Annotated in this window: 18 protein-coding genes; 9 read left to right on the top strand and 9 right to left on the bottom strand. The window is 59.5% G+C overall.

The features are described 5' to 3' along the window. Window positions 1-113: 113 nt before the first annotated feature. Entirely contained in the window at window positions 114-374 is a 261-nt protein-coding gene (locus tag LC334_RS03895) for a hypothetical protein (RefSeq protein WP_223412876.1), read from the top strand. 49 nt (window positions 375-423) lie between these two features. On the opposite strand, the gene LC334_RS03890 is transcribed toward LC334_RS03895, so the two are convergent. The 4 genes from LC334_RS03890 to LC334_RS03875 form a co-directional block, all read right to left on the bottom strand. After that, complete coding sequence (locus tag LC334_RS03890) at window positions 424-717, bottom strand: hypothetical protein (RefSeq protein ID WP_085798933.1); 294 nt, start codon at window positions 715-717, stop codon at window positions 424-426. A 324-nt stretch (window positions 718-1,041) separates the two neighbouring features. After that, entirely contained in the window at window positions 1,042-1,332 is a 291-nt protein-coding gene (locus LC334_RS03885; protein WP_139836291.1) for a hypothetical protein, read from the bottom strand. 114 nt (window positions 1,333-1,446) lie between these two features. Next, entirely contained in the window at window positions 1,447-4,623 is a 3,177-nt protein-coding gene (locus LC334_RS03880) for a Hint domain-containing protein (RefSeq protein WP_085798931.1), read from the bottom strand. Window positions 4,624-5,097: 474 nt separating this feature from the next. Beyond that, on the bottom strand, window positions 5,098-5,841 hold the full coding sequence (locus LC334_RS03875) for a VPLPA-CTERM sorting domain-containing protein (RefSeq protein ID WP_223412875.1): 744 nt from the start codon (window positions 5,839-5,841) through the stop codon (window positions 5,098-5,100). A gap of 429 nt (window positions 5,842-6,270) precedes the next feature. Here LC334_RS03875 and LC334_RS03870 point away from each other — a divergent pair, with 429 nt between their 5' ends. The 3 genes from LC334_RS03870 to LC334_RS03860 all read left to right on the top strand — a co-directional run bounded on the left by LC334_RS03870 (window position 6,271) and on the right by LC334_RS03860 (window position 8,944). Then, on the top strand, window positions 6,271-6,825 hold the full coding sequence (locus LC334_RS03870) for a L,D-transpeptidase (protein ID WP_176237613.1): 555 nt from the start codon (window positions 6,271-6,273) through the stop codon (window positions 6,823-6,825). Between the two features lie 285 nt (window positions 6,826-7,110). After that, window positions 7,111-8,481, top strand: coding sequence for a hypothetical protein (locus LC334_RS03865; RefSeq protein ID WP_085798929.1), 1,371 nt, complete (start codon window positions 7,111-7,113; stop codon window positions 8,479-8,481). A gap of 256 nt (window positions 8,482-8,737) precedes the next feature. Further along, on the top strand, window positions 8,738-8,944 hold the full coding sequence (locus LC334_RS03860; RefSeq protein WP_085799163.1) for a cold-shock protein: 207 nt from the start codon (window positions 8,738-8,740) through the stop codon (window positions 8,942-8,944). 148 nt (window positions 8,945-9,092) lie between these two features. Here LC334_RS03860 and LC334_RS03855 read toward each other — a convergent pair whose 3' ends face one another. Genes LC334_RS03855 through LC334_RS03845 form a run of 3 tightly spaced genes read right to left on the bottom strand, consistent with a single transcriptional unit; the run spans window position 9,093 to window position 10,903 of the window. After that, complete coding sequence (locus tag LC334_RS03855) at window positions 9,093-9,842, bottom strand: DUF4336 domain-containing protein (RefSeq protein WP_223412874.1); 750 nt, start codon at window positions 9,840-9,842, stop codon at window positions 9,093-9,095. A gap of 16 nt (window positions 9,843-9,858) precedes the next feature. After that, on the bottom strand, window positions 9,859-10,404 hold the full coding sequence (locus LC334_RS03850) for a peptidylprolyl isomerase (RefSeq protein ID WP_085798928.1): 546 nt from the start codon (window positions 10,402-10,404) through the stop codon (window positions 9,859-9,861). Then, window positions 10,397-10,903: a peptidylprolyl isomerase gene (locus tag LC334_RS03845; protein ID WP_085798927.1), complete on the bottom strand. Its 507-nt coding sequence runs from the start codon at window positions 10,901-10,903 to the stop codon at window positions 10,397-10,399. Before LC334_RS03845 ends, LC334_RS03850 begins: the two co-directional genes overlap by 8 nt. Before the next feature lie 129 nt (window positions 10,904-11,032). On the opposite strand from LC334_RS03845, the gene LC334_RS03840 reads away from it, so the two are divergent. After that, window positions 11,033-12,220, top strand: coding sequence for a phosphoglycerate kinase (locus LC334_RS03840; protein WP_085798926.1), 1,188 nt, complete (start codon window positions 11,033-11,035; stop codon window positions 12,218-12,220). Between the two features lie 34 nt (window positions 12,221-12,254). Here the strand turns inward: LC334_RS03840 and speB are convergent, their stop codons facing one another. Further along, on the bottom strand, window positions 12,255-13,217 hold the full coding sequence (gene speB / locus LC334_RS03835) for an agmatinase (protein ID WP_085798925.1): 963 nt from the start codon (window positions 13,215-13,217) through the stop codon (window positions 12,255-12,257). A gap of 238 nt (window positions 13,218-13,455) precedes the next feature. Here speB and LC334_RS03830 point away from each other — a divergent pair, with 238 nt between their 5' ends. Beyond that, window positions 13,456-14,235 carry an SDR family NAD(P)-dependent oxidoreductase gene (locus tag LC334_RS03830; RefSeq protein ID WP_217809103.1) on the top strand — a complete coding sequence of 260 codons (780 nt, stop codon included), beginning with the start codon at window positions 13,456-13,458 and terminating at the stop codon, window positions 14,233-14,235. A 103-nt stretch (window positions 14,236-14,338) separates the two neighbouring features. Next, window positions 14,339-15,232 (top strand): fructose bisphosphate aldolase, encoded by an 894-nt coding sequence (locus LC334_RS03825; RefSeq protein ID WP_085798923.1) that lies wholly within the window; start codon window positions 14,339-14,341, stop codon window positions 15,230-15,232. A 100-nt stretch (window positions 15,233-15,332) separates the two neighbouring features. Here LC334_RS03825 and LC334_RS03820 read toward each other — a convergent pair whose 3' ends face one another. Further along, window positions 15,333-16,958, bottom strand: a complete 1,626-nt coding sequence (locus LC334_RS03820) for an acyl-CoA dehydrogenase family protein (protein ID WP_085798922.1) — start codon at window positions 16,956-16,958, stop codon at window positions 15,333-15,335. A 209-nt stretch (window positions 16,959-17,167) separates the two neighbouring features. Here LC334_RS03820 and LC334_RS03815 point away from each other — a divergent pair, with 209 nt between their 5' ends. Together LC334_RS03815 and pdhA are read left to right on the top strand one after the other, a co-directional pair. After that, on the top strand, window positions 17,168-17,467 hold the full coding sequence (locus tag LC334_RS03815; RefSeq protein ID WP_085799161.1) for an FtsB family cell division protein: 300 nt from the start codon (window positions 17,168-17,170) through the stop codon (window positions 17,465-17,467). A gap of 140 nt (window positions 17,468-17,607) precedes the next feature. Next, a complete protein-coding gene (pdhA, locus tag LC334_RS03810; RefSeq protein ID WP_085798921.1) occupies window positions 17,608-18,618 on the top strand; it encodes a pyruvate dehydrogenase (acetyl-transferring) E1 component subunit alpha in 1,011 nt (336 codons plus the stop codon). Window positions 18,619-18,625 lie beyond the last annotated feature (7 nt).

The following is an 18,625-nucleotide window of genomic DNA, read 5'->3' as shown; positions in this document are numbered from 1 at the left end:
CTATCACTTCACCGACTGGGCCACGATCTGACTTGCCCCTTGTGGCGAGGCACGCGACGCTCTGCTATCCCTGCCCCATGACCCGGGGCCTTCTTTACATCTTCATTTTGAACGTGACCCTCCTTCCCGGCCCGGCAGTCGCCACGGACGAGGCCGAGCGCCTCTGCGACCCGGTCACCAATGTCTGCTATTGCACCGGCGGGTGGGACGGCGCGGAATGCGCGGCGATGAAACCCCTCTGCGAGCCCGGTTTCTGGCGCGCCTGTTCAGGCAAAGTCTGTTCCTGCACGCGCGACACATGGCAACATGACCGGGCGGATGACAAGGAACTGTGGATGAATGATTTACCTGACGACCGCAAGCTGAAGCCATAGGGTGGCGGTACCCGCCCCTGCCCTGACCAACAGCCGCCAGTTCGGTGATTTAGTTTGCGAAACTTGCCTGTGCCAGCAGAATGTCGTCGCCGCCGGTCAGACCGGCTGTGCTCTTTGTCGGCGGCTCGGCTTTTTTCTGATGGTGTTGCAGGGCGCGCTGGTGTTCCTGCCAAACGGTTTCGTCAACCGGCGCCGCAACCCGAGACAGGTTGCATGGCCGCGCAGGCTTGGCCGTTTCGTGGAGTGATCCCACATCCGGCAAGGTCTCATGCAGCAGCCGTTGATATTCATCCCGCAGTTTGGGAATCTCTGCGCTAGACGCACTTTTTTTCTTCAACCACATCCCGTCATCCCCTCGGTTGTGCAGACATTAACTAAAGTGGCGTTAATTCGCTTGCAAAAATCGGGGAAACCTATGGTTGCGTTGGCCATGTCTGGCCGTTTTTCGATCAACAGTCTGTTTCCATTGAACTTTAAAAGATTCGTGACGTAGCGTCACTTTGCCGCGCAAATCTCAGACCCGTTCTACCCTGACGAGACAAAACTCCGATGCGAGATTGACTGTCTCCAGAGCAGAAACAATCTAGGCGTGACTCCGCCGATTTCGCTCGCCCGGGTGATTCTGTTTGCATGCAGAACGGCGCGGCCCTGATCCACCCGCGCGCGCTCAGACTTCGGCGACAACCTCGCCCCGCATCTCGCCGGTCAGGCGTACCAGATCCTCGGTATGGACCTTGACGCGGACCGCTTCGATCGCCGCCTCGGCGGTGTCGCGAGTCACCTCGTCAGGCCATTCGGTGATGGCGGCACTTGTGCGGTCGCTGGTGCGCACCACCGTCACCCGCGTTGCGCCCAGATCCTTGAGGGCGGGCAAACGCTTGTCGCGAACGTTGCGCATGCTGGCGTCATAATCGGTGCCGTCGCCTACTTCCCAGGTCGTGATCGTGATATATGGCATCATCCTCTCCTCCCGGTTTTTAAACCGCCCCATCATACACCATTTCCACGTCAAAACGTAGGGCGCAGCGCCCGTCTGGCCGGTCGCCTTGCTAAGCGGAGTATTCCGCCCGCGTTAATGAGAGAGTTGCCCAGCTGCACCCTGCAAAACGGTGCGGCGTTTCAGATAACACCGTGCCGATTTGCCATACCAGCTTTCCGGCGCCGCCTCCGACATGGAGGACAGGGCCGGGAACAGGTTGCGGAGTTCATCCCGCGCCGCCGCGTCCACGGCGCTAACCGCCATTTTACCGGGATAAAAGCTTTCGGACCGGGTGTTTTCCGCGAAGATGATCTGATGCTCATCAAACAGCAGATGGATATAGGTGACCGACCGCTGGCCGTGGGCGATGCGTATCGGATTACCTTTGAGCTCGGCCAGGAACTTCGCCCGGACCAGGGTATGATCGGGCATCAGCATACCATGCTGTGGCGATACCAGCAGATCGCGCTCCGCCCCCATCACCCCGCGTTTGATCAGCACCGGGCGCAGCTTTGGGTTCGCGGCCAAGTCCCGCGCGCCCAACGAGCGCCGTCCGATCCAACGGATCTGCTGCGGGCCATTGTCCAGGGTACAGACCAGATCGCCAGCACGCAGCTCTTCGATCAGCACATCGCCGCGCGGTGTCCGGATGGCGGTGCCCGAGGTGAAGCAGACAACGCCGGTATTTTCCTCCCTAAAGCTGGAATTGTCGGCGCTGGCACCGCTAAAGGTCATCGAGTCGCCGGCACCGAACTGGGTATTGTCGGAATAATCGGTGCTGCGCCCCTTGCTGTCAGTCGTATTCGACTGGTTCAGGACGCCGTCATCGGCCTGGTCGGCCCAAAGCTCGGACAGGTTGTCGTAATGCCCAGACAGATCGATGAAATCGTTGTTGGTATTATCGCCATCGTCCAGCGTGCCGGTGTTGCCGGTGTTGAAATCGCTGATCGTGTCATGGCCAGCGGAGACGGTAAAGATATCGTCCCCCGCCCCGCCCGTCAGGCTGTCATTGCCGACACCGCCATCAAGGCTGTCGTCCCCAGCGTCGCCTGACAGAGTATCGCTGCCAGTCCCGCCAATGAGTGTATCACTGCCGCCCCCGCCTGAAAGAATGTCTGCCCCGGCTCGGCCATCAAATACGTTGTCTTCGCCATCGCCGGTCAGCGTATCATTGTCGTCCCCTCCAATGATGTTTTCGATGCCAGAATACGTGTTACCATATTGATCGCTGCCACTGCCGAGGTCGATATTGAACGCCCAGCCATCGACGGTTGTGCCGTCGATCTGATATGTGTCGGTCCCCGATCCGCCGATGAAAACATCACCGGTACCATCATCGAAACCAGCCAGAAGCGTATCATCGCCATCGCCGCCATCGAGGGTATCCTTGCCAGCGCCGCCATCAAGACTGTCAGCGTCGTTCCCGCCTTGTATGCTATCAGCGCCAGTCCCGCCGGTGATCGTGTCACTACCACCCGCCCCATCGATATCGACGCCGACAGAATCCGCAGACGCATCAACGACATCGGCATGATCGGTGAGTGTCAGCCTTTCGATTTCGCTAAAACTCAACGTATCGGAGCCGTCGGTGATCGTCCCCTCCTCATCCCCGGTATACGTTACCGTGACTGGGCCGCTCAGGTTCGACAGGTCTATCGTATCACTATCTGTGCCTGCTTCGCCCCCGGCAATCGTGTCGGAGCCGAACCCATCCTCCAATATAAAGGTATCAGCATCATCTCCGCCGCTCAGGCTGTCGTCGCCGGTACCACCAAGGATCGTGTCGTCACCAGCCCCGCCAGCAATCGTGTCATTGCTGGTTTCGGTCGTCGGCATCGTATAACTGATGTCGGTGATAACGTAATCCGACCCGTCTGTTCCATCGGTCTGCAAGAGCGCGGTAAAGACAATCTGATCAAAATTCCCAAACCCGCTCAGATCCACCGTCCCCGAGCCTGAGCCGACCGGATCTTCGGTGAAATCCGCCTCGGATACCAGCACACCATCATCGTAAATCGCCCAATGTGCGACTTCGCCGAAACTGTCGGTAAAGAGTGATTGAAAGCTGAAACTGGCCGATGTGACATCATTGTCAAAGTCGACGATCAGCCGCTCAGAGATGCCCGAAGCCTTGTCAAAGGCAAGTTGATTGTCCTGCCCGCTATCGGTATCGGACACGGCACCTGTTGCACCAAGGCCGCCACCGGAGGTCGCTACGTTGGAGGCGCTGGCCGACGTCAGCGCACCGCCCGAAACGTTCTGTGCCGTGACGCTGTAGCCATCGTCGGTTTCGCTGTAGTTGCCGGTGTTGATCGAGCCATTGATCGTCGAGGCCCCCTCATCCCCGCCTGTCAGGCTGTCATGACCGCTGCCGCCATCTATGCTGTCATCGCCAGATCCGCCATCAATGGTATCGCCGCCATCGCCGCCGATGATCGTGTCGTTGCCGCTGCCGCCCAAGATGCTATCGGCACCATCGCCGCCGTCGATATTGTCATCGCCGGAACCACCGTCAATCGTGTCCTTACCGAGTCCGCCAAAGATCGTGTCCGCCCCACTGCCACCGGTGATGCTGTCAGCACCACTGCCGCCGTCGATGGTGTCGTCGCCATCCCCCCCGTCAATACTATCGGTGCCAGACCCACCACTGATCGTGTCGTCACCGCTGCCACCACTGATGGTATCATTGCCGGTGCCGCTGTCGATATTATCAGCCCCTGAACCGCCGTCGATGCTGTCGTCACCATCACCCGTCGCAACGGTATCGGAACCGGCGCCGGACTGGATTGTGTCGTCATTCGTTGTGCCTTCAATATTGTTAGACGAGTCCTGGTTGTATGACTGGTCCTCAAGCTCGGAATAAGCGGGTGCATTAGAGTTGTTAACGTTTTCTGTGCCCGACATGGTGTAGGTATTGCCAGGCTGGATCGGGCCGTCGGCGATATAGCCCGCGAGGACGCCATCGATTTCCACCCGATAGACACGAACCGTGTTCCCGTTTCCATCCGTCAGAACATAAGCCTCTTCAAGATAGGCATTCCCGCTGGCGATAGCGTTTCCATTTTCATCGTAGACGACGCCGGTTTGCTGACTGCTGTCATCGCTCACTTCATTCGTATTGGAATCCCCCTGAAAATCATCATCATCATCGGTGATGTGAAAATCATAGGCATTGTCCTGAACGTCCCAATCGGGGTCAAGCTGCATCGTGCCCGGTTCAGGTGAGGTAAATGCATCCGGAGCGTATCCGTAGAAGAAATGTGTGGCCATCAATCATTACTCCGTCAGGTGGTTTGGTTAATTGCGCGCCGGGCTATCAATACTGCATGCAATCCACCCCACGCCGTCAGGCAGGCGGGGTGACCTAGGTCATCACCAAAATAAGATCGGCCGGCAGCGTGTGCTGATACCGGTACAGGTGGCTGCATCCGTTTCATGGCTGCACTGAAACGCGGCGGGCTGGAGATTTGATTAAAATTCAGCGCGGCCTGTTGCGCCAAATGGGTAGAATTTTAGGCGAATTATGGTGTTTCGACCTCATGCCGAGTTGGTTGCTGGCGATCTGTTGCGTCGCCTGATCTTAGAAAAGCTGGAAGTGATGCCTTACGCAGTCGCACGCTGCTTATGAAGGTCGGTCTCAAGACGAAATGTTACGTCCGCGCCGGACGTCAAGAATACGCCAGTACAACAGAAAACGGCCCCTGCGTGATCGCAGAGGCCGTTCCAATTTCAATTCCGAAAAGATCAGGCTTTCTTGCGCAGCTTCCGGACAGCCCCCAGGCCGCCGATACCAGCCAGCAGGAAGAGAGCCGATGCCGGAAGTGGAACAGGAGACGGCACACCGCCACCACCACCGCCGGGCTTGTATGCTATCCGAAGGTCAATGCCGAAGCACTTATCCAGCTGGCTGGTGCATCTGGTTCTGTTGTAATTCCCCAGATCACCCCACAGCGCGATAAAGTTTTGCGTGCCGTTCGAGGCGAAGCCGTTCGGCTGTCCGCCATTGGTGTAGTTCTTGTCTTTGAACAGGAAGTTAAGCACCTTGCCGCTCAGCAGGTTGCCGGTGAACGTGAACTGAATGTTGCCGAACAGCCCGTTGGTTCGGGTTGCCGACGTGCTCAGGTTACCGACGGCTTTGAATGTCGATGTACGGAAACCACCAGCTTTGCGCTGCTTCCGGATCGTACCGTCAAATTGGATGGCGCCGGTGGTGGTGTTGAACGTACCACCTGTGATCGCACTGCCGAACTGACCGCGCTTATTACCGCTCATCTTGCCGTTTCGCTGGTCATGGATCAACGACGAGGTGAACCCACCGCTCGTAGATCTAATCAAGTCCGTGAGATCCAGAACTGCAGCTTGCGCGCTTGAAACAGACATTCCCGCTGCCAGAACCGCTGCTGCCATCATGTGCTTTAGCATAGTGTTACCTCGATAAATCGTAAACTTAGAGTAGACATACCATAAATTTGCCTCAAAAAAAGCCAAATTCGGCAATTTTTGGCCTAAACCTCATAAATACATCTTTTAGTTGTATTTAGGCATATTTCACCTTGCCAAAGCACTCGCTCAGGCAACGATTCTTGGTTTATTGCCCGATTGTTTCCTTCATGTTCTACCACTCGGTTTTTGCCTCAACACCCGGTCATCACGCGATACCGCCGTTGAGACCGCCAGATTATCAAGCAATTACATCGATTTAATTTTTTCTGTTGACAGCAGGCGTGGCGCGCACGGCATCTGACGGGTCAAGTCGGCTGGCGACGGCTGCCGCAGGCCGGGACAAACGCCCGATTCGGGCCGCGCGCGACGAACCTGTTGCAGGATAGCAACCACGAAAATCCTTCACCGGTTTTTGATTTTCTCAGTCCAGAATGCGGATTTATATCGAAAACGCACCTAAGGGGAACTGATTCAATGATGAAACGCCGCCATTTTCTGGCTACCGGGGTCGCTGCCGCAACCTTGCCCGCCGCCGCCCATGCCTTCGAAGTCGATCCGAAATTCCGCCCGCAAGAGGTTTCGATCGATCCCAAACATGCGCAGGGACAACTCTTGATCCTGCCACGCGCCCATTTCCTGTATTACATTACCGAACCGGGCAAGGCTCTGCGTTACGGCGTCGGTGTCGGCAAGGCCGGGCTTGAGTTCACCGGCACCGCCACGATCTCGGTGAAAAAAAAATGGCCCACCTGGCGCCCCACCGACGAGATGATCGAACGAGAGCCCAACACCTACGCCGAATTCGTGGACAACGACTATGTCAAGCCGGGCGGTCCGGGCAATCCGCTGGGATCGCGTGCGCTCTATCTGTTCCAAAACGGTCGTGACACGTATTTCCGTATTCACGGCACCACTGCGCCCCGCTCCATCGGGCGGTCGGTGTCGAACGGATGCATTCGCATGATCAACGAACATGTACAGGATCTTTATGAGCGTGTGCCGATTGGCACCACCGTGACCGTCCTCTAGCCACACCGATCTGGTGAGAAGCAGCATTCCGATGCTTGGTAACGCAACGGAATGCTGTCAATTCAGGCTTACCTGACTTTTCCCTGAGTCGCATGATTCTGGGCCATTTTCCGCGCGCCTCGACCGCCGGTTTCGGCCAATATCGGCTGACTAAGGCGAGTGTATCACTTTCAAATCCCCCAGAACGTGCGATGCCGCTATTTTGCGCGCATGCCCGCACCAAATGTCACGATGCGCATTTTCGCTTTGTGGCCGCGGGCTGATTATTGAACCAACGCAATTTAAATGGAGGACGAAGTTATGCCTGATGGCGAACTTATCACGACCAACAAACTCCCCTGCTGCCCGGAAATCACGACCGAGCCCTGCTGCGAAAACCTAACGGTCACCTACCGGCTCACCTACAATCTGGGGGCCGCGAAGGTCGAAGTCAGCATCGTGGCGGAACTTGAACGCTGCCCCGGCCCGATGGCCCTGGGTGATGTGATCTATTCCACCACCCTGCTGCCGGGCGAAAAGGTGCGGCTCTACACGGCGAACCGCAACAACCGGTTCACCTATGATCGAGAGAGCGAGGTCAGCTACCGGCACGAGCAGACATCCGAGGAAACCTACTACATGAAGTCGATGGACCGCTACATGTCGGACCTCACGGTCACCGACAGCGGGTCGGCACAATCGCAATCGCATTCGGATTTTGAAACCGATGTCGATGCCTATGGGGCCTCCTTCGGCTTTGCCGGTGGCGGCAGCGTGAATGTCGAAGGCGATTTCAACGCCAACAGCTCGTCGTCGTTCCTGCGTGAGCTGTCGCGCCATGCGTCTGCCTCGCATGACCGGTCGGTACAGGCGACCCGCGCGGCCAATGCGACCCAGATCGGCGAGGTGCAAAGCCGCACCCATGCCGAAGGCGAAAGCGAAAGCGCCTACGAGGCATCAACCCGGACCATCGAGAACAAGAACGAGTGCCACGCGGTCACGTATTTCGCGTATCAGCTGGTCAAACGGCAGATCCTGCGCTTCCGTATCAGGTCGGTTCTGCGCCGGGTTGTCGATACAGCCGCAGGGTCTGTAGTAGACGCGCGTCCCGTACGCCCGGCGACCGGCGTCAAGGTGCTGCCCGAAGGCATGCTGGCCACACAAACCGCGCGCGCCGAGGTTCAGACCGTTGGCCGTGCATCTGCCTTCGCGCAGCGCGCCAATCTCACGCCCAATGTAACCGGCGGATCGCTTGGAGCTGCAAGCGGCTTCAGCACAAACATCGCCGCGGCCGCCGCGTCACCGGTGATCGCCAGTGCCAAGCCGCTGGACCCACAGGTGCATGACAAGCTGTTGAAGCAGGTCGATGATGATCTGGTCAAACAGGGGATTCTTGCCAAGGCCGGATCAAACAACGTTGGGCCGCAACTGGCCGCCGAGCTAGAGTTCGAACGGACCTATTGCTTGCCGACCCAGGGTATCGTGGTCAAGGGCTGCCTTGATGCCTGCAACACCTGCGAAGAGAGCCGGCAGAAAGCCATCGAGCTTGATCTCGTGCGCAAGGATCTGGAGAACCAGCTGCTTGCCAAGCAGATCGACCTGCTGGAAAAAAGCCAGGAATATCGTTGCTGTCCTGAGGGTGAAACCGAAGAGGGCGGAGAGCCTGAAGAAAGCTAACCGGCTCTGTCTTTGACGTCCAAATGAACGGCCCGGCATGGGTGATCATGCCGGGCCATTTCATCGCGTCAAATTCCGCTCATCGCGCGCTAAATTCCTCTTCACCCTTGATTTTTTCCCGCGGTTTCCTCATATCGCACCCTGCGACGTTACCACTATCGACCATCTGCTCCTTTCACGGTCAGTTACTCGATTTGCACTGACTAGCCGGGCTGCCGCAACGACGTGGGCAGCAACAACAAAGGAGAATTACGGTATGGCTAATGGCACCGTAAAATGGTTCAACGCAACTAAAGGCTACGGCTTTATCGCACCTGAAGGTGGCGGCAAAGACGTATTCGTTCACATTTCTGCCGTTGAGCGCGCCGGTCTGACCGGTCTGGCCGACGACCAGAAAGTGACATTCGACATCGAAGCAGGCCGTGACGGTCGCGAGTCGGCATCGAACATCGTTCTGGCATAAGCCACTGACGTTAAGATTGAACTGGGCCCTCTACGGGGCCCTTTTTCATGTCTGCCCTAGCATCTGATTCATTGGAGCTTATCCGGAATTTAATACTTCAAGCCAACATCTTGCGAACCAAAGCTAACCTCGTCATGCTGCCGTGCAATCAGCCTTTGCGATCGATCTCGTCTATCGCCCGGCCCCACTGCCGCGCGTGCAGTATCTTCTTGAACGCACGTTCCAGTTCCCTGACCGCGCCGCTTTCGAACCAGTCACCATGAGACAGGATCAGCCGACGCGGCGCCCAGTTGATTATGTGTTCGATGGATTTGCCGAGTTCTGCGCCATCATAGCGGCGGCGCATCAGATAGGGCATCTTGCCGTCGCTGTCATCAGTACCCGCCAACCAGATCAGCGGACGCATCCAGGCAGGCAATCGCGCGGTATCGAAATTCTGGATCAGGTCGGCGACGATCAGCGTGGCAGAGGGGCGGTGGCAAAAGACGGCCTCGCGATATTTGCGGCTGCCGCCCACGATCAGATGCGCGACCTCGCTCATCCACGGGGTTCGTGCTCCCAGAGCGTGGTCGAAATCCACACCCGGCCCGCGTGCGCCTTCGCCCGACACCGCCCAGACCTGCGCCTGCGGGTAAGCGGCGCGCCAGTCCTCCAGAAACAGGTTGTGGTCCCAGTTGGGCGCGACCAGATACGCGACCGGCCCAAGGGCTGCCAATTCATCCTTCAACCCGTCGCTTAGGCCGGTGGGTGAATGCACCCAGAGGTCCCCGCCTGATAGCTGCACCACGGTCGCCCGGGTCGAGATTGGCATCCGGCGGCAGGTTACCGCCGGGCCGTCAACCACCCAGATGCGCTCGGCCACGGGTTTGAGCGTGCCGAGGGGGGGATAGGTTGTCACGGCAGTTTCCCGCCCTTTACTCGGTCACGGAGACCGAGGTCATAACGTCGGGCTGCCCAGCAACGGCGCCAGATTGGCCCTGACCGCGCTTGATGGCGTCAATCACCTCCATGCCGCCAGTCACCTGACCCACGACGGTATATTGCCCGTCAAGAAAATCGCCCGGCGCGAACATGATGAAGAACTGGCTGTTGGCGCTGTCGGGGTGCTGCGAACGCGCCATACCGACGACGCCACGGGCAAAGGTGATGTCCGAGAATTCGGCCTTGAGGTCAGGGCGTTCGCTGCCACCGGTACCCGCGCGGCTCAGATCACCACCGTTCTTGCCGTGCTGCACATCGCCGGTCTGGGCCATGAAGCCTTCGATCACCCGGTGAAACACCACCCCGTCATAGGCCCCTTCCGAGGCCAGCGCGGTGATCTGTTCTACATGGCCCGGTGCCACATCTTCAAAAAGATCAATGGTGACGGTACCGTTGGCTTCGCCCTCGATCTGAACTTCAAGACCGGTGGCAAGGGCGGGGCTGGCGAGTGTCGCCAGCAACAGGGCAAGCTTACGCATCGGCGGCCACTTTCATGCTGATCATCCGGTCGGGATTCATCGGCGGCTCGCCCCGGGTGATGGCATCGACATGCTCCATCCCGGCGACCACCCGGCCATAGACGGTATATTGCTTATTCAGGAAATGATTGTCGCTGAAATTGATGAAGAACTGGCTGTTGGCGCTGTCGGGGTTCTGGCTGCGCGCCGCGCCGATTGTACCCCGGTCATGGGGAACGCCACTGAATTCGGCCTTGAGATTGGGTAGATCGCTGCCGCCGGTTCCTGCCGCGCGCAGGTTAAAATCCTTTTCCATGTTGCCGTTGGCCACGTCGCCGGTTTGCGCCATGAACCCATCGATCACCCGGTGGAACGCGACATTGTCATAGGCACCCGCACGGGCCAGCTCCTTGATCCGGTCGCAATGGCCCGGCGCGATATCGGGTAGCAGTTCGATGGTGACGGTACCGTCTTTCAGCTCTATCAGGATGGTGTTCTCGGGGTCTTTGATCTCGGCCATGTGCCTCTCCTCAATGCAATCGTTGCCCCGATACCTAGGCGCTTCATCTGAGAATGCCAAGTACAGAGCTTGACCGCTGGCGGGCTTCGCGCCAATAGGGGCGCGAATTACGGTACGGAGACGCCTCGAATGAGCTGGAAAACGCTGGACGACATTGAGCTGGACGGCAAACGGGTGCTGACCCGGGTGGATATCAACGTACCGGTCGAAAACGGCATGGTCACCGACACAACACGGATCGACCGGGTCGTGCCGACGATCCATGACATTCTGGCCAAGGGCGGCAAACCGATGCTGCTGGCGCATTTCGGACGGCCAAAGGGCAAGGTGGTGCTGGACATGTCGCTGCGCACCGTCCTGCCCGCGCTTGAGGCAGCGCTTGGCCGTTCGGTCACGCTGATCGAGACGCTGGAGGGCGCCGAGGCGCTGACAAGCGAGGCGCAAGCAGCGGATGTGTTGCTGTTGGAAAACATCCGCTTTCATCCCGGCGAGGAAGCAAATGACCCTGAGTTTGCCAAGCGCATCGCGGGGCTGGGCGACATCTATTGCAACGACGCTTTTTCCGCCGCGCACCGGGCCCATGCCAGTAACGAAGGGGTGGCGCGCCACCTGCCCTCCTGCGCGGGTCGTCTGATGCAGGCTGAATTGCAGGCACTCGAGGCGGCACTTGGCACCCCCAAGCGTCCGGTGGTCGCGGTCGTTGGTGGCGCCAAGGTATCGACCAAGATCGAGCTTCTGAGCAACCTGATCGACAAGGTCGATCAACTGGTGATCGGCGGCGGCATGGCCAACACATTTATCGCAGCGCAGGGACTGAACGTGGGCACATCGCTGTGCGAACACGACATGGCCGACACCGCCCGCGCGATCATGACGAAAGCTGCGACCACTGGTTGCGAGATCATTCTGCCCGCCGATATCGTCGTAGCGCGCGAATTCGCGGCCTGCGCTGAAAACGCGACCTTTGCGGTGCATCTGTGCCCCGATGACGCGATGATCCTTGATGCCGGGCCGCAATCGGTGGCGCGGGTCGGCGCCGCGCTGGACAAGGCAAAGACGCTGATCTGGAACGGCCCGCTCGGCGCCTTCGAAATCGAGCCCTTCGACACAGCCACAAACGCCGCCGCACGACACGCAGCCGCGCTGAGCCGCGAAGGAAAGCTGATCTCGGTTGCTGGTGGCGGAGACACGGTGGCCGCGCTCAACAAGGCGGGCGCGGCGGATGATTTCACCTACATCTCGACCGCAGGCGGGGCGTTTCTGGAATGGATGGAAGGCAAGGACCTGCCCGGCGTGGCCGCATTAAAGGCAGGCTGAGCCGTAGTTTGGTGATTTCCCCGTGGGGCGCTTTCTAGGTGTCCCAGTTCATCGGCAGGGCGCAGAGCATCTCGTAGAGCAGATTTGCCCCGATCATCGCGGTGTTTCCGCTGGGATCATAGGGCGGGGATACCTCGACCAGATCACAGCCAACAAGGTTCAGACCGGCACATCCACGCACGATCTCAAGCGCCTGGATGGTGGTCAGCCCGCCCATTTCGACCGTCCCGGTGCCGGGGGCGAAGGCCGGGTCCAGACTGTCGATATCGAAGCTGAGATAGACCGGCGCATCGCCGATCCTGCCACGTATGTCGCTCATCAGCGGCGACAGAGATTTGTGCCAGCATTCCTCCGCCGGGATGACGGTAAACCCTTGATCGCGTCCCCAGTTGAAATCATCGGGGGCATAGCCGGTGCCGCGCAGGCCGATCTGGAACACCTTGTCATTGATCAGAAGATTGTCTTCGACCGCGCGCCGGAAGGGCGTGCCATGGGCGATCTTTTCGCCGAACATTTCCTCGTTGGTGTCCGCATGGGCATCGACATGCACTAGGGCCACGGGGCCATGCCTCTCGGCGATCGCCCGCAACACCGGATAAGTCAGGGTGTGATCACCCCCCAGTGTCAGCGGCACGACATCATGCGCCAGGATATCCTTATAAGCCGCTGTGATGATATCGGCGGTCTTCTTCAGATCGAAAGTGTTGATCGCGACATCACCGATATCGGCGACCTGCATGTTTTCAAACGGCGCGGCTCCGGTTGCCATGTTGAACGGCCGCATCATGCAGCTTTCGGCGCGGATCTGGCGCGGACCGTGGCGTGTACCGGCGCGGTTCGACGTGCCGATATCCATCGGGATGCCAACGAAACAGGCATTCAACCCTTCGGCGCTACGTTGCAGGGGCAGGCGCATCATCGTTCCATCGCCACCAAACCGCGGCATGGCGTTTCCGCCCAGGGGCTGGTTGAACGGGCTGGTTGGCTTATGCGGCATGGCGGCTCCTGAGGAGGCTAAGGCTGTCTTGGTGCCCCGAGGATAGTCCCGAAGCGCGTTGGCGAAAACAGCTCAGGCCAAGTTTATAGGTATTTATTTCCGGAATGTACCGCTGCGCGTAAAACGCTGGTGGCAAAATCATCCTTGGTTTCGGGCAGGTGGCGCAACGGAGGCGCGCGCGGTTGCCTGTCCGCCCCTGGCGTGTCTAACATGAAGTCAGCTAATCGGGAGCGGCATCGTGCAAAACTGGACATTGATCACCGGGGCGTCGGAAGGGCTGGGCGCGGAGTTTGCCCGCATCGCGGCACGCGAAGGGCGCAACCTGATCCTGACCGCTCGGTCCGAGGACAAACTGACCGCGCTGGCGGATGAGCTGCGCAGCGACACGGTGCAGGTCGAGGTCATCCCCGCCGATCTGGCTGAGCTTTCCGAGGCCGAGCGACTGTGGCAGGCCGCCAGCGAGAACCGCCGGATCGACGTTCTGGTCAATAATGCCGGGCTGGGATCGCATGGCGATTTCGCCGAAGGGCAGACCTGGACGCGGGAGCTGACCTCGATCAACGTCAACATCACCGCACTGAGCGTTCTGATGAAACAGGCGGTCGCGCATATGCAGGGCCAGGGCGGCGGGCGGATCATGAACGTGGCCTCGGTCGCGGGCTTCATGCCCGGCCCCAACATGGCGGTCTATCATGCGTCGAAAGCCTATGTGCTGGCGCTGTCCGAGGCCGTCGCGGAAGAGCTGCGCGGCAGCGGGGTGACCGTCACGGCGGTCTGCCCCGGCGCCACCGCGACCGCCTTTTTCGACGCCGCCGATATGCACGGGATTGGCCTTTTGAAACTGCGCGCCCCGATGTCGGCCCGCGCGGTTGCCGAGACCGGATGGGCGGCGACAATGCGCGGGCGGCGCATCGCGGTGACCGGGCTGATGAACAAGCTCTTCGCGGTATCGCCGCGGTTCGCGCCGCGCTGGCTGACCACTTTCATCACCGGCAAGATCATGGGGAAAGGTCGCTAGCCGGATCGTTGGTGGACATGTTAGCGCCACCATAATTGCAACACGCGGCGGGCTCGAATATGAGCCGCAGGAAGATTGAAACGTATCAGCGACGGGGATTGTCATGTCGAAAGAAGCACAGCGTAAGCAGATGAGTTCGGGTAAGGGGTTTGTGGCGGCGCTGGATCAATCCGGTGGATCAACCCCCAAGGCGCTGAAACTCTATGGTGTGAACGAAGACGCCTATAGCTCGGATGCCGAGATGTTCGACCTGATCCACGGCATGCGCTCGCGGATTGCCAAGTCCCCGGCCTTTACCGGTGAGAAAGTGGTGGGCGCGATCCTTTTTGAGATGACGATGGACCGCCAGATCGACGGCAAACCCTCGGCCACCTATTTGTGGGAGGAACGCGGCGTCGTGCCCTTCCTTAAGGTCGACAAGGGGTTGGCGGATGAGGCCGACGGCGTGCGGCTGATGAAACCGATGCCCGACCTGGATGCGCTTCTGACGCGTGCCAATGCGGCGGGGATATTCGGGACCAAGATGCGTTCGGTCATCGACGCGGCTTCACCCTCGGGCATTGCCGCCAACGTGGCGCAGCAATTCGAGGTCGGCCAGCAGATCCTGAGCCACGGCCTGGTACCGATCATCGAGCCCGAAGTGACGATCTCGATCAGCGACAAATCGGAAGCCGAAGATATGCTGCTGGCCGAACTGAAATCGCAACTGGATGCCCTGCCGGGTGACCAGCAGGTAATGCTGAAGCTGACCCTGCCCGAGACCGCCAACCTCTATAAACCGCTGATCGACCATCCGCACGTCATGCGCGTTGTGGCCCTGTCGGGCGGCTATTCGCGGGATGAGGCGAATGGCAGGCTGTCACAGAATACCGGCATGATCGCGAGTTTCTCCCGCGCCCTGACCGAGGGACTCTCGGCGCAGCAATCGGATGCCGAGTTCGATGCCATGATCGCCGATACGATCGACAGCATCTATCAGGCGTCAGTGGCGGGCTGAGCTGAAACGACCGGAGCGGTTCATCCCTGGCATGGCGGCCTGTGGCCTCGGTTTCGTGCACAGGTCGGGTTCGGATATCTGTGCCAGATTTCAAACGGCATTAGCCGCCGCCTAACCTGACCAGAATATTGTCAACGTCCACGTTGCCGATAGCCCCTGCCGTCCGGCCCCGCTCACCGCTCAACCGGGTGGCAACATAAGCATCAGAGACCGCCGCAGGCGCGTGACGGATGAGCACCGAAGCGGTCAGCAATGTCGCCAAGCTCTCGACATACCAGCGGGCCTGCGCCTCGTCCGGCAGCTTGGGAAAGCGCTGCATATGCGCCTTCATCGCCGCGTCGTAGTGACGGGTCTGACCGGCCGCTTTGCCCAACTCGTCGCTCAGCACCTCTCCGGCCAGCGGTTCGCGCCGGAGAGTGCGCAGCACATCCAGACAGATCACGTTCCCCGACCCTTCCCAGATCGAATTCAGCGGCGCCTCGCGATAGAAAAGCGGCATACCGCTTTCTTCCACATAGCCCGCGCCGCCGATCACCTCCATCGCCTCGTAAACCAGACCGGGGCAGAGCTTGTTGCCCAGATACTTGGCCAGCGCCACGGCAAGCCGGGCGAAGGCGCGGTCACGGTCGGACGTGCCGTCGAAGGCGTTTGCGACATGGCAGCCAAGCGCCAGCGTGCCCTCCCAGTCGAGCGCCAGGTCGGCCAGCACATTGCGCATCAGAGGCTGGTCAATCAGTTGCTTCTGAAAAGCTGAGCGATGCCGCGCCCAATACCCGGCCCGATCCAGCGCCGCGCGCATCAGCCCTGCCGGGGCCATCGCGGTATCGAGCCGCGTATGGTGGACCATCTCAATGATCGTGCGAACCCCTTCGCCCTCACCCCCCAGCCTGTGCGCCAGCGCGCCGTGATATTCGATTTCAGCCGACGCATTTGCACGATTGCCCAACTTGTCTTTGAGCCGCTGAATGTGTATCGCATTGCGTGCACCCTCAAGCCAGCGTGGCACCAGAAAACAGGTCAGTCCGCCGGGCGCCTGCGCCAGCGTCAGAAACCCGTCTGACATCGGCGCCGAGCAGAACCACTTATGCCCCGTCAGCCGGTAGTGATCACCGTCCCGCTCGGCGCGCGTGGTGTTGGCGCGCACGTCCGAGCCACCCTGTTTTTCCGTCATGGCCATGCCCATTGTTGCGCCGGGTTTGCGCATCAACGGCTTCACGGCCCCGTCATAAACGCGCGAGATCAGCTTGGGCACCCATTGATCAAAGAGCGCCCTGTCGGCCTTGAGCGCGGGGATAGCGGCGTAGGTCATCGTCATCGGACAGCACACGCCCGGCTCCACCTGGCTTGTCAGGTAAACCATGGCTGCGTGGGTGGCATGACCGCCCAGCCGTCCTTCCCACGCGATGGCAGCATAGCCTGCGCCAATCCCGGCTTGCATCAGCTGATGATAGGTGGGATGAAACCGCACCTCGTCCAGCCGCCTGCCGCCACGGTCGAAACCCACCAGTTCCGGCACATGACGATTGGCATCCAGCCCGGCTTGCCGCAGCGCGGCGCTGCCCAGTTTCTCACCATAAGCGGCCAGATGGGCGATATCCGCCCCCGCCGCGCCCGCGTGACAGATCAGCGCCGGATCCTCGGCCCACAGGTCCTGATCCTGCCGGTCCGCGGGCTGGTTGAGCACCTCATGGGTCTCGACATGACCGCGTAGGGACAAGTATGACATGAACGACTCTCCTTTAGCGCTAATGCTAAAGCGCAATCCGGCAAGTGGGAACCTGCTTTCAGGCCCAGGCGCGTATCTATTCGCCGGGCCGCCTCATCGTCATTCTTGCGCCGTACACCCCGCAAAAGAAAGGGGATTCACAAAGCGCGTGGGATATGCCATGTTGCATAAACACCGCCCGGCAGAGGCGGCACATGAGGCAGAGCAAGATGACCACCCGCACCAAACCTGCAATGGGCGCGCTGATCTTTTTCGTCGTGGCGTTTGGCCTGGGCCTGTATTTCACCTTTGCGGCGGTTCAAGGCGATTATGGCCTGTTTCGCCGCGCCGAAATCCAGGCGGAAAGCCGGACCTTGCAGACCCAATTGGAGACGTTGGAGGCGCGGGTTGAGCGAATGGAAAACCTGACCCGCCGCCTGTCAGATAATTACCTTGATCTCGACCTGCTCGATCAGCAAGCCCGCGACGTTCTGGGCCTGTTGCGCGGCGACGAAATCGTCATCCGCTGACGTCCTCCTGTCCTCCCCGATAACCCTCGTTCGCCCAACTGCGTGATCAGGTGACATTTCGCTCTCGTCTGTTGCACAAAGATGTTATATAAAATTAGTTTAATGCTAAACTATTAATCCGGACAAGGAGTTGCCCACCCATGGCCGCCAGGAAAACATCAAAGAAATCAAATATTTCCTCAGATGAACTGAAACAGTTTTACCGCGACATGCTGCTTATCCGGCGATTCGAAGAAAAGGCCGGACAGCTTTACGGCATGGGCCTGATCGGCGGCTTCTGTCACCTCTATATCGGCCAGGAAGCGGTTGTCGTCGGGCTTGAGGCGGCGACCAAGGAAGGCGATAAGCGAGTTACCACCTATCGCGACCATGGCCATATGCTGGCCTGTGGCATGAACCCCGATGGCGTCATGGCCGAGCTGACCGGCCGCGAGGGCGGCTATTCCCGCGGCAAGGGCGGTTCGATGCACATGTTTTCGACCGATAAGCACTTCTACGGTGGCCACGGCATTGTCGGCGCCAATGTGCCGCTGGGTGCCGGGCTGGCGTTTTCCGACAAATACAAGGGCAATGACAACGTGACCTTCACCTATTTCGGCGACGGCGCGGCGAACCAGGGCCAAGTCTACGAGACGTTCAACATGGCGGCGTTGTGGGAATTGCCGGTGATTTTCGTGATCGAGAACAACCAGTATGCGATGGGCACGTCGCAGAAACGCTCGACCTCGACACCCGATATCTACACCCGCGGGCAGGCGTTCGGCATTCCCGGCGAGGCAGTCGACGGCATGGATGTGCTGGCGGTGAAGGAGGCCGGTGAGAAGGCCGTCGCCCACTGCCGCGCGGGCAAGGGCCCTTATATCCTTGAGGTCAAGACCTACCGCTATCGCGGCCACTCAATGTCGGATCCGGCCAAGTACCGGACCCGCGAAGAAGTGCAGAAAATGCGCGAGGAAAAGGATGCCATCGAACATGTACGCGAACTGCTGATGTCCGGCAACCATGCCAGCGAGGAAGACCTCAAGGCAATCGACAAGGAGATCAAGAGCGTGGTCAACAAATCCGCCGATTTCGCCAAGGACAGCCCGGAACCTGCAGTCGAAGAGCTGTGGACCGACATAATCACCGACATTGCACCGCAGAACGCCTGAGGAGGAG

It is taken from the genome of Roseovarius aestuarii (genome assembly GCF_019966515.1).
Classification (GTDB): domain Bacteria; phylum Pseudomonadota; class Alphaproteobacteria; order Rhodobacterales; family Rhodobacteraceae; genus Roseovarius; species Roseovarius aestuarii.
Note: the sequence above shows the minus strand (reverse complement) of the source record. Positions and strands in the feature narration are given on the sequence as shown.

Excerpts from the sequence above, each read along its gene's own strand:
- speB (WP_085798925.1), bottom strand. The coding sequence starts at position 13,217 with ATGCCGCATAAGCCAACCAGCCCGTTCAACCAGCCCCTGGGCGGAAAC.
- LC334_RS03885 (WP_139836291.1), bottom strand. The coding sequence starts at position 1,332 with ATGCCATATATCACGATCACGACCTGGGAAGTAGGCGACGGCACCGAT.
- LC334_RS03815 (WP_085799161.1), top strand. The coding sequence starts at position 17,168 with ATGACCACCCGCACCAAACCTGCAATGGGCGCGCTGATCTTTTTCGTC.
- LC334_RS03880 (WP_085798931.1), bottom strand. The coding sequence starts at position 4,623 with ATGGCCACACATTTCTTCTACGGATACGCTCCGGATGCATTTACCTCA.
- pdhA (WP_085798921.1), top strand. The coding sequence starts at position 17,608 with ATGGCCGCCAGGAAAACATCAAAGAAATCAAATATTTCCTCAGATGAA.
- LC334_RS03865 (WP_085798929.1), top strand. The coding sequence starts at position 7,111 with ATGGAGGACGAAGTTATGCCTGATGGCGAACTTATCACGACCAACAAA.
- LC334_RS03825 (WP_085798923.1), top strand. The coding sequence starts at position 14,339 with ATGTCGAAAGAAGCACAGCGTAAGCAGATGAGTTCGGGTAAGGGGTTT.
- LC334_RS03890 (WP_085798933.1), bottom strand. The coding sequence starts at position 717 with ATGTGGTTGAAGAAAAAAAGTGCGTCTAGCGCAGAGATTCCCAAACTG.
- LC334_RS03820 (WP_085798922.1), bottom strand. The coding sequence starts at position 16,958 with ATGTCATACTTGTCCCTACGCGGTCATGTCGAGACCCATGAGGTGCTC.
- LC334_RS03850 (WP_085798928.1), bottom strand. The coding sequence starts at position 10,404 with ATGCGTAAGCTTGCCCTGTTGCTGGCGACACTCGCCAGCCCCGCCCTT.
- LC334_RS03870 (WP_176237613.1), top strand. The coding sequence starts at position 6,271 with ATGATGAAACGCCGCCATTTTCTGGCTACCGGGGTCGCTGCCGCAACC.
- LC334_RS03845 (WP_085798927.1), bottom strand. The coding sequence starts at position 10,903 with ATGGCCGAGATCAAAGACCCCGAGAACACCATCCTGATAGAGCTGAAA.
- LC334_RS03840 (WP_085798926.1), top strand. The coding sequence starts at position 11,033 with ATGAGCTGGAAAACGCTGGACGACATTGAGCTGGACGGCAAACGGGTG.
- LC334_RS03860 (WP_085799163.1), top strand. The coding sequence starts at position 8,738 with ATGGCTAATGGCACCGTAAAATGGTTCAACGCAACTAAAGGCTACGGC.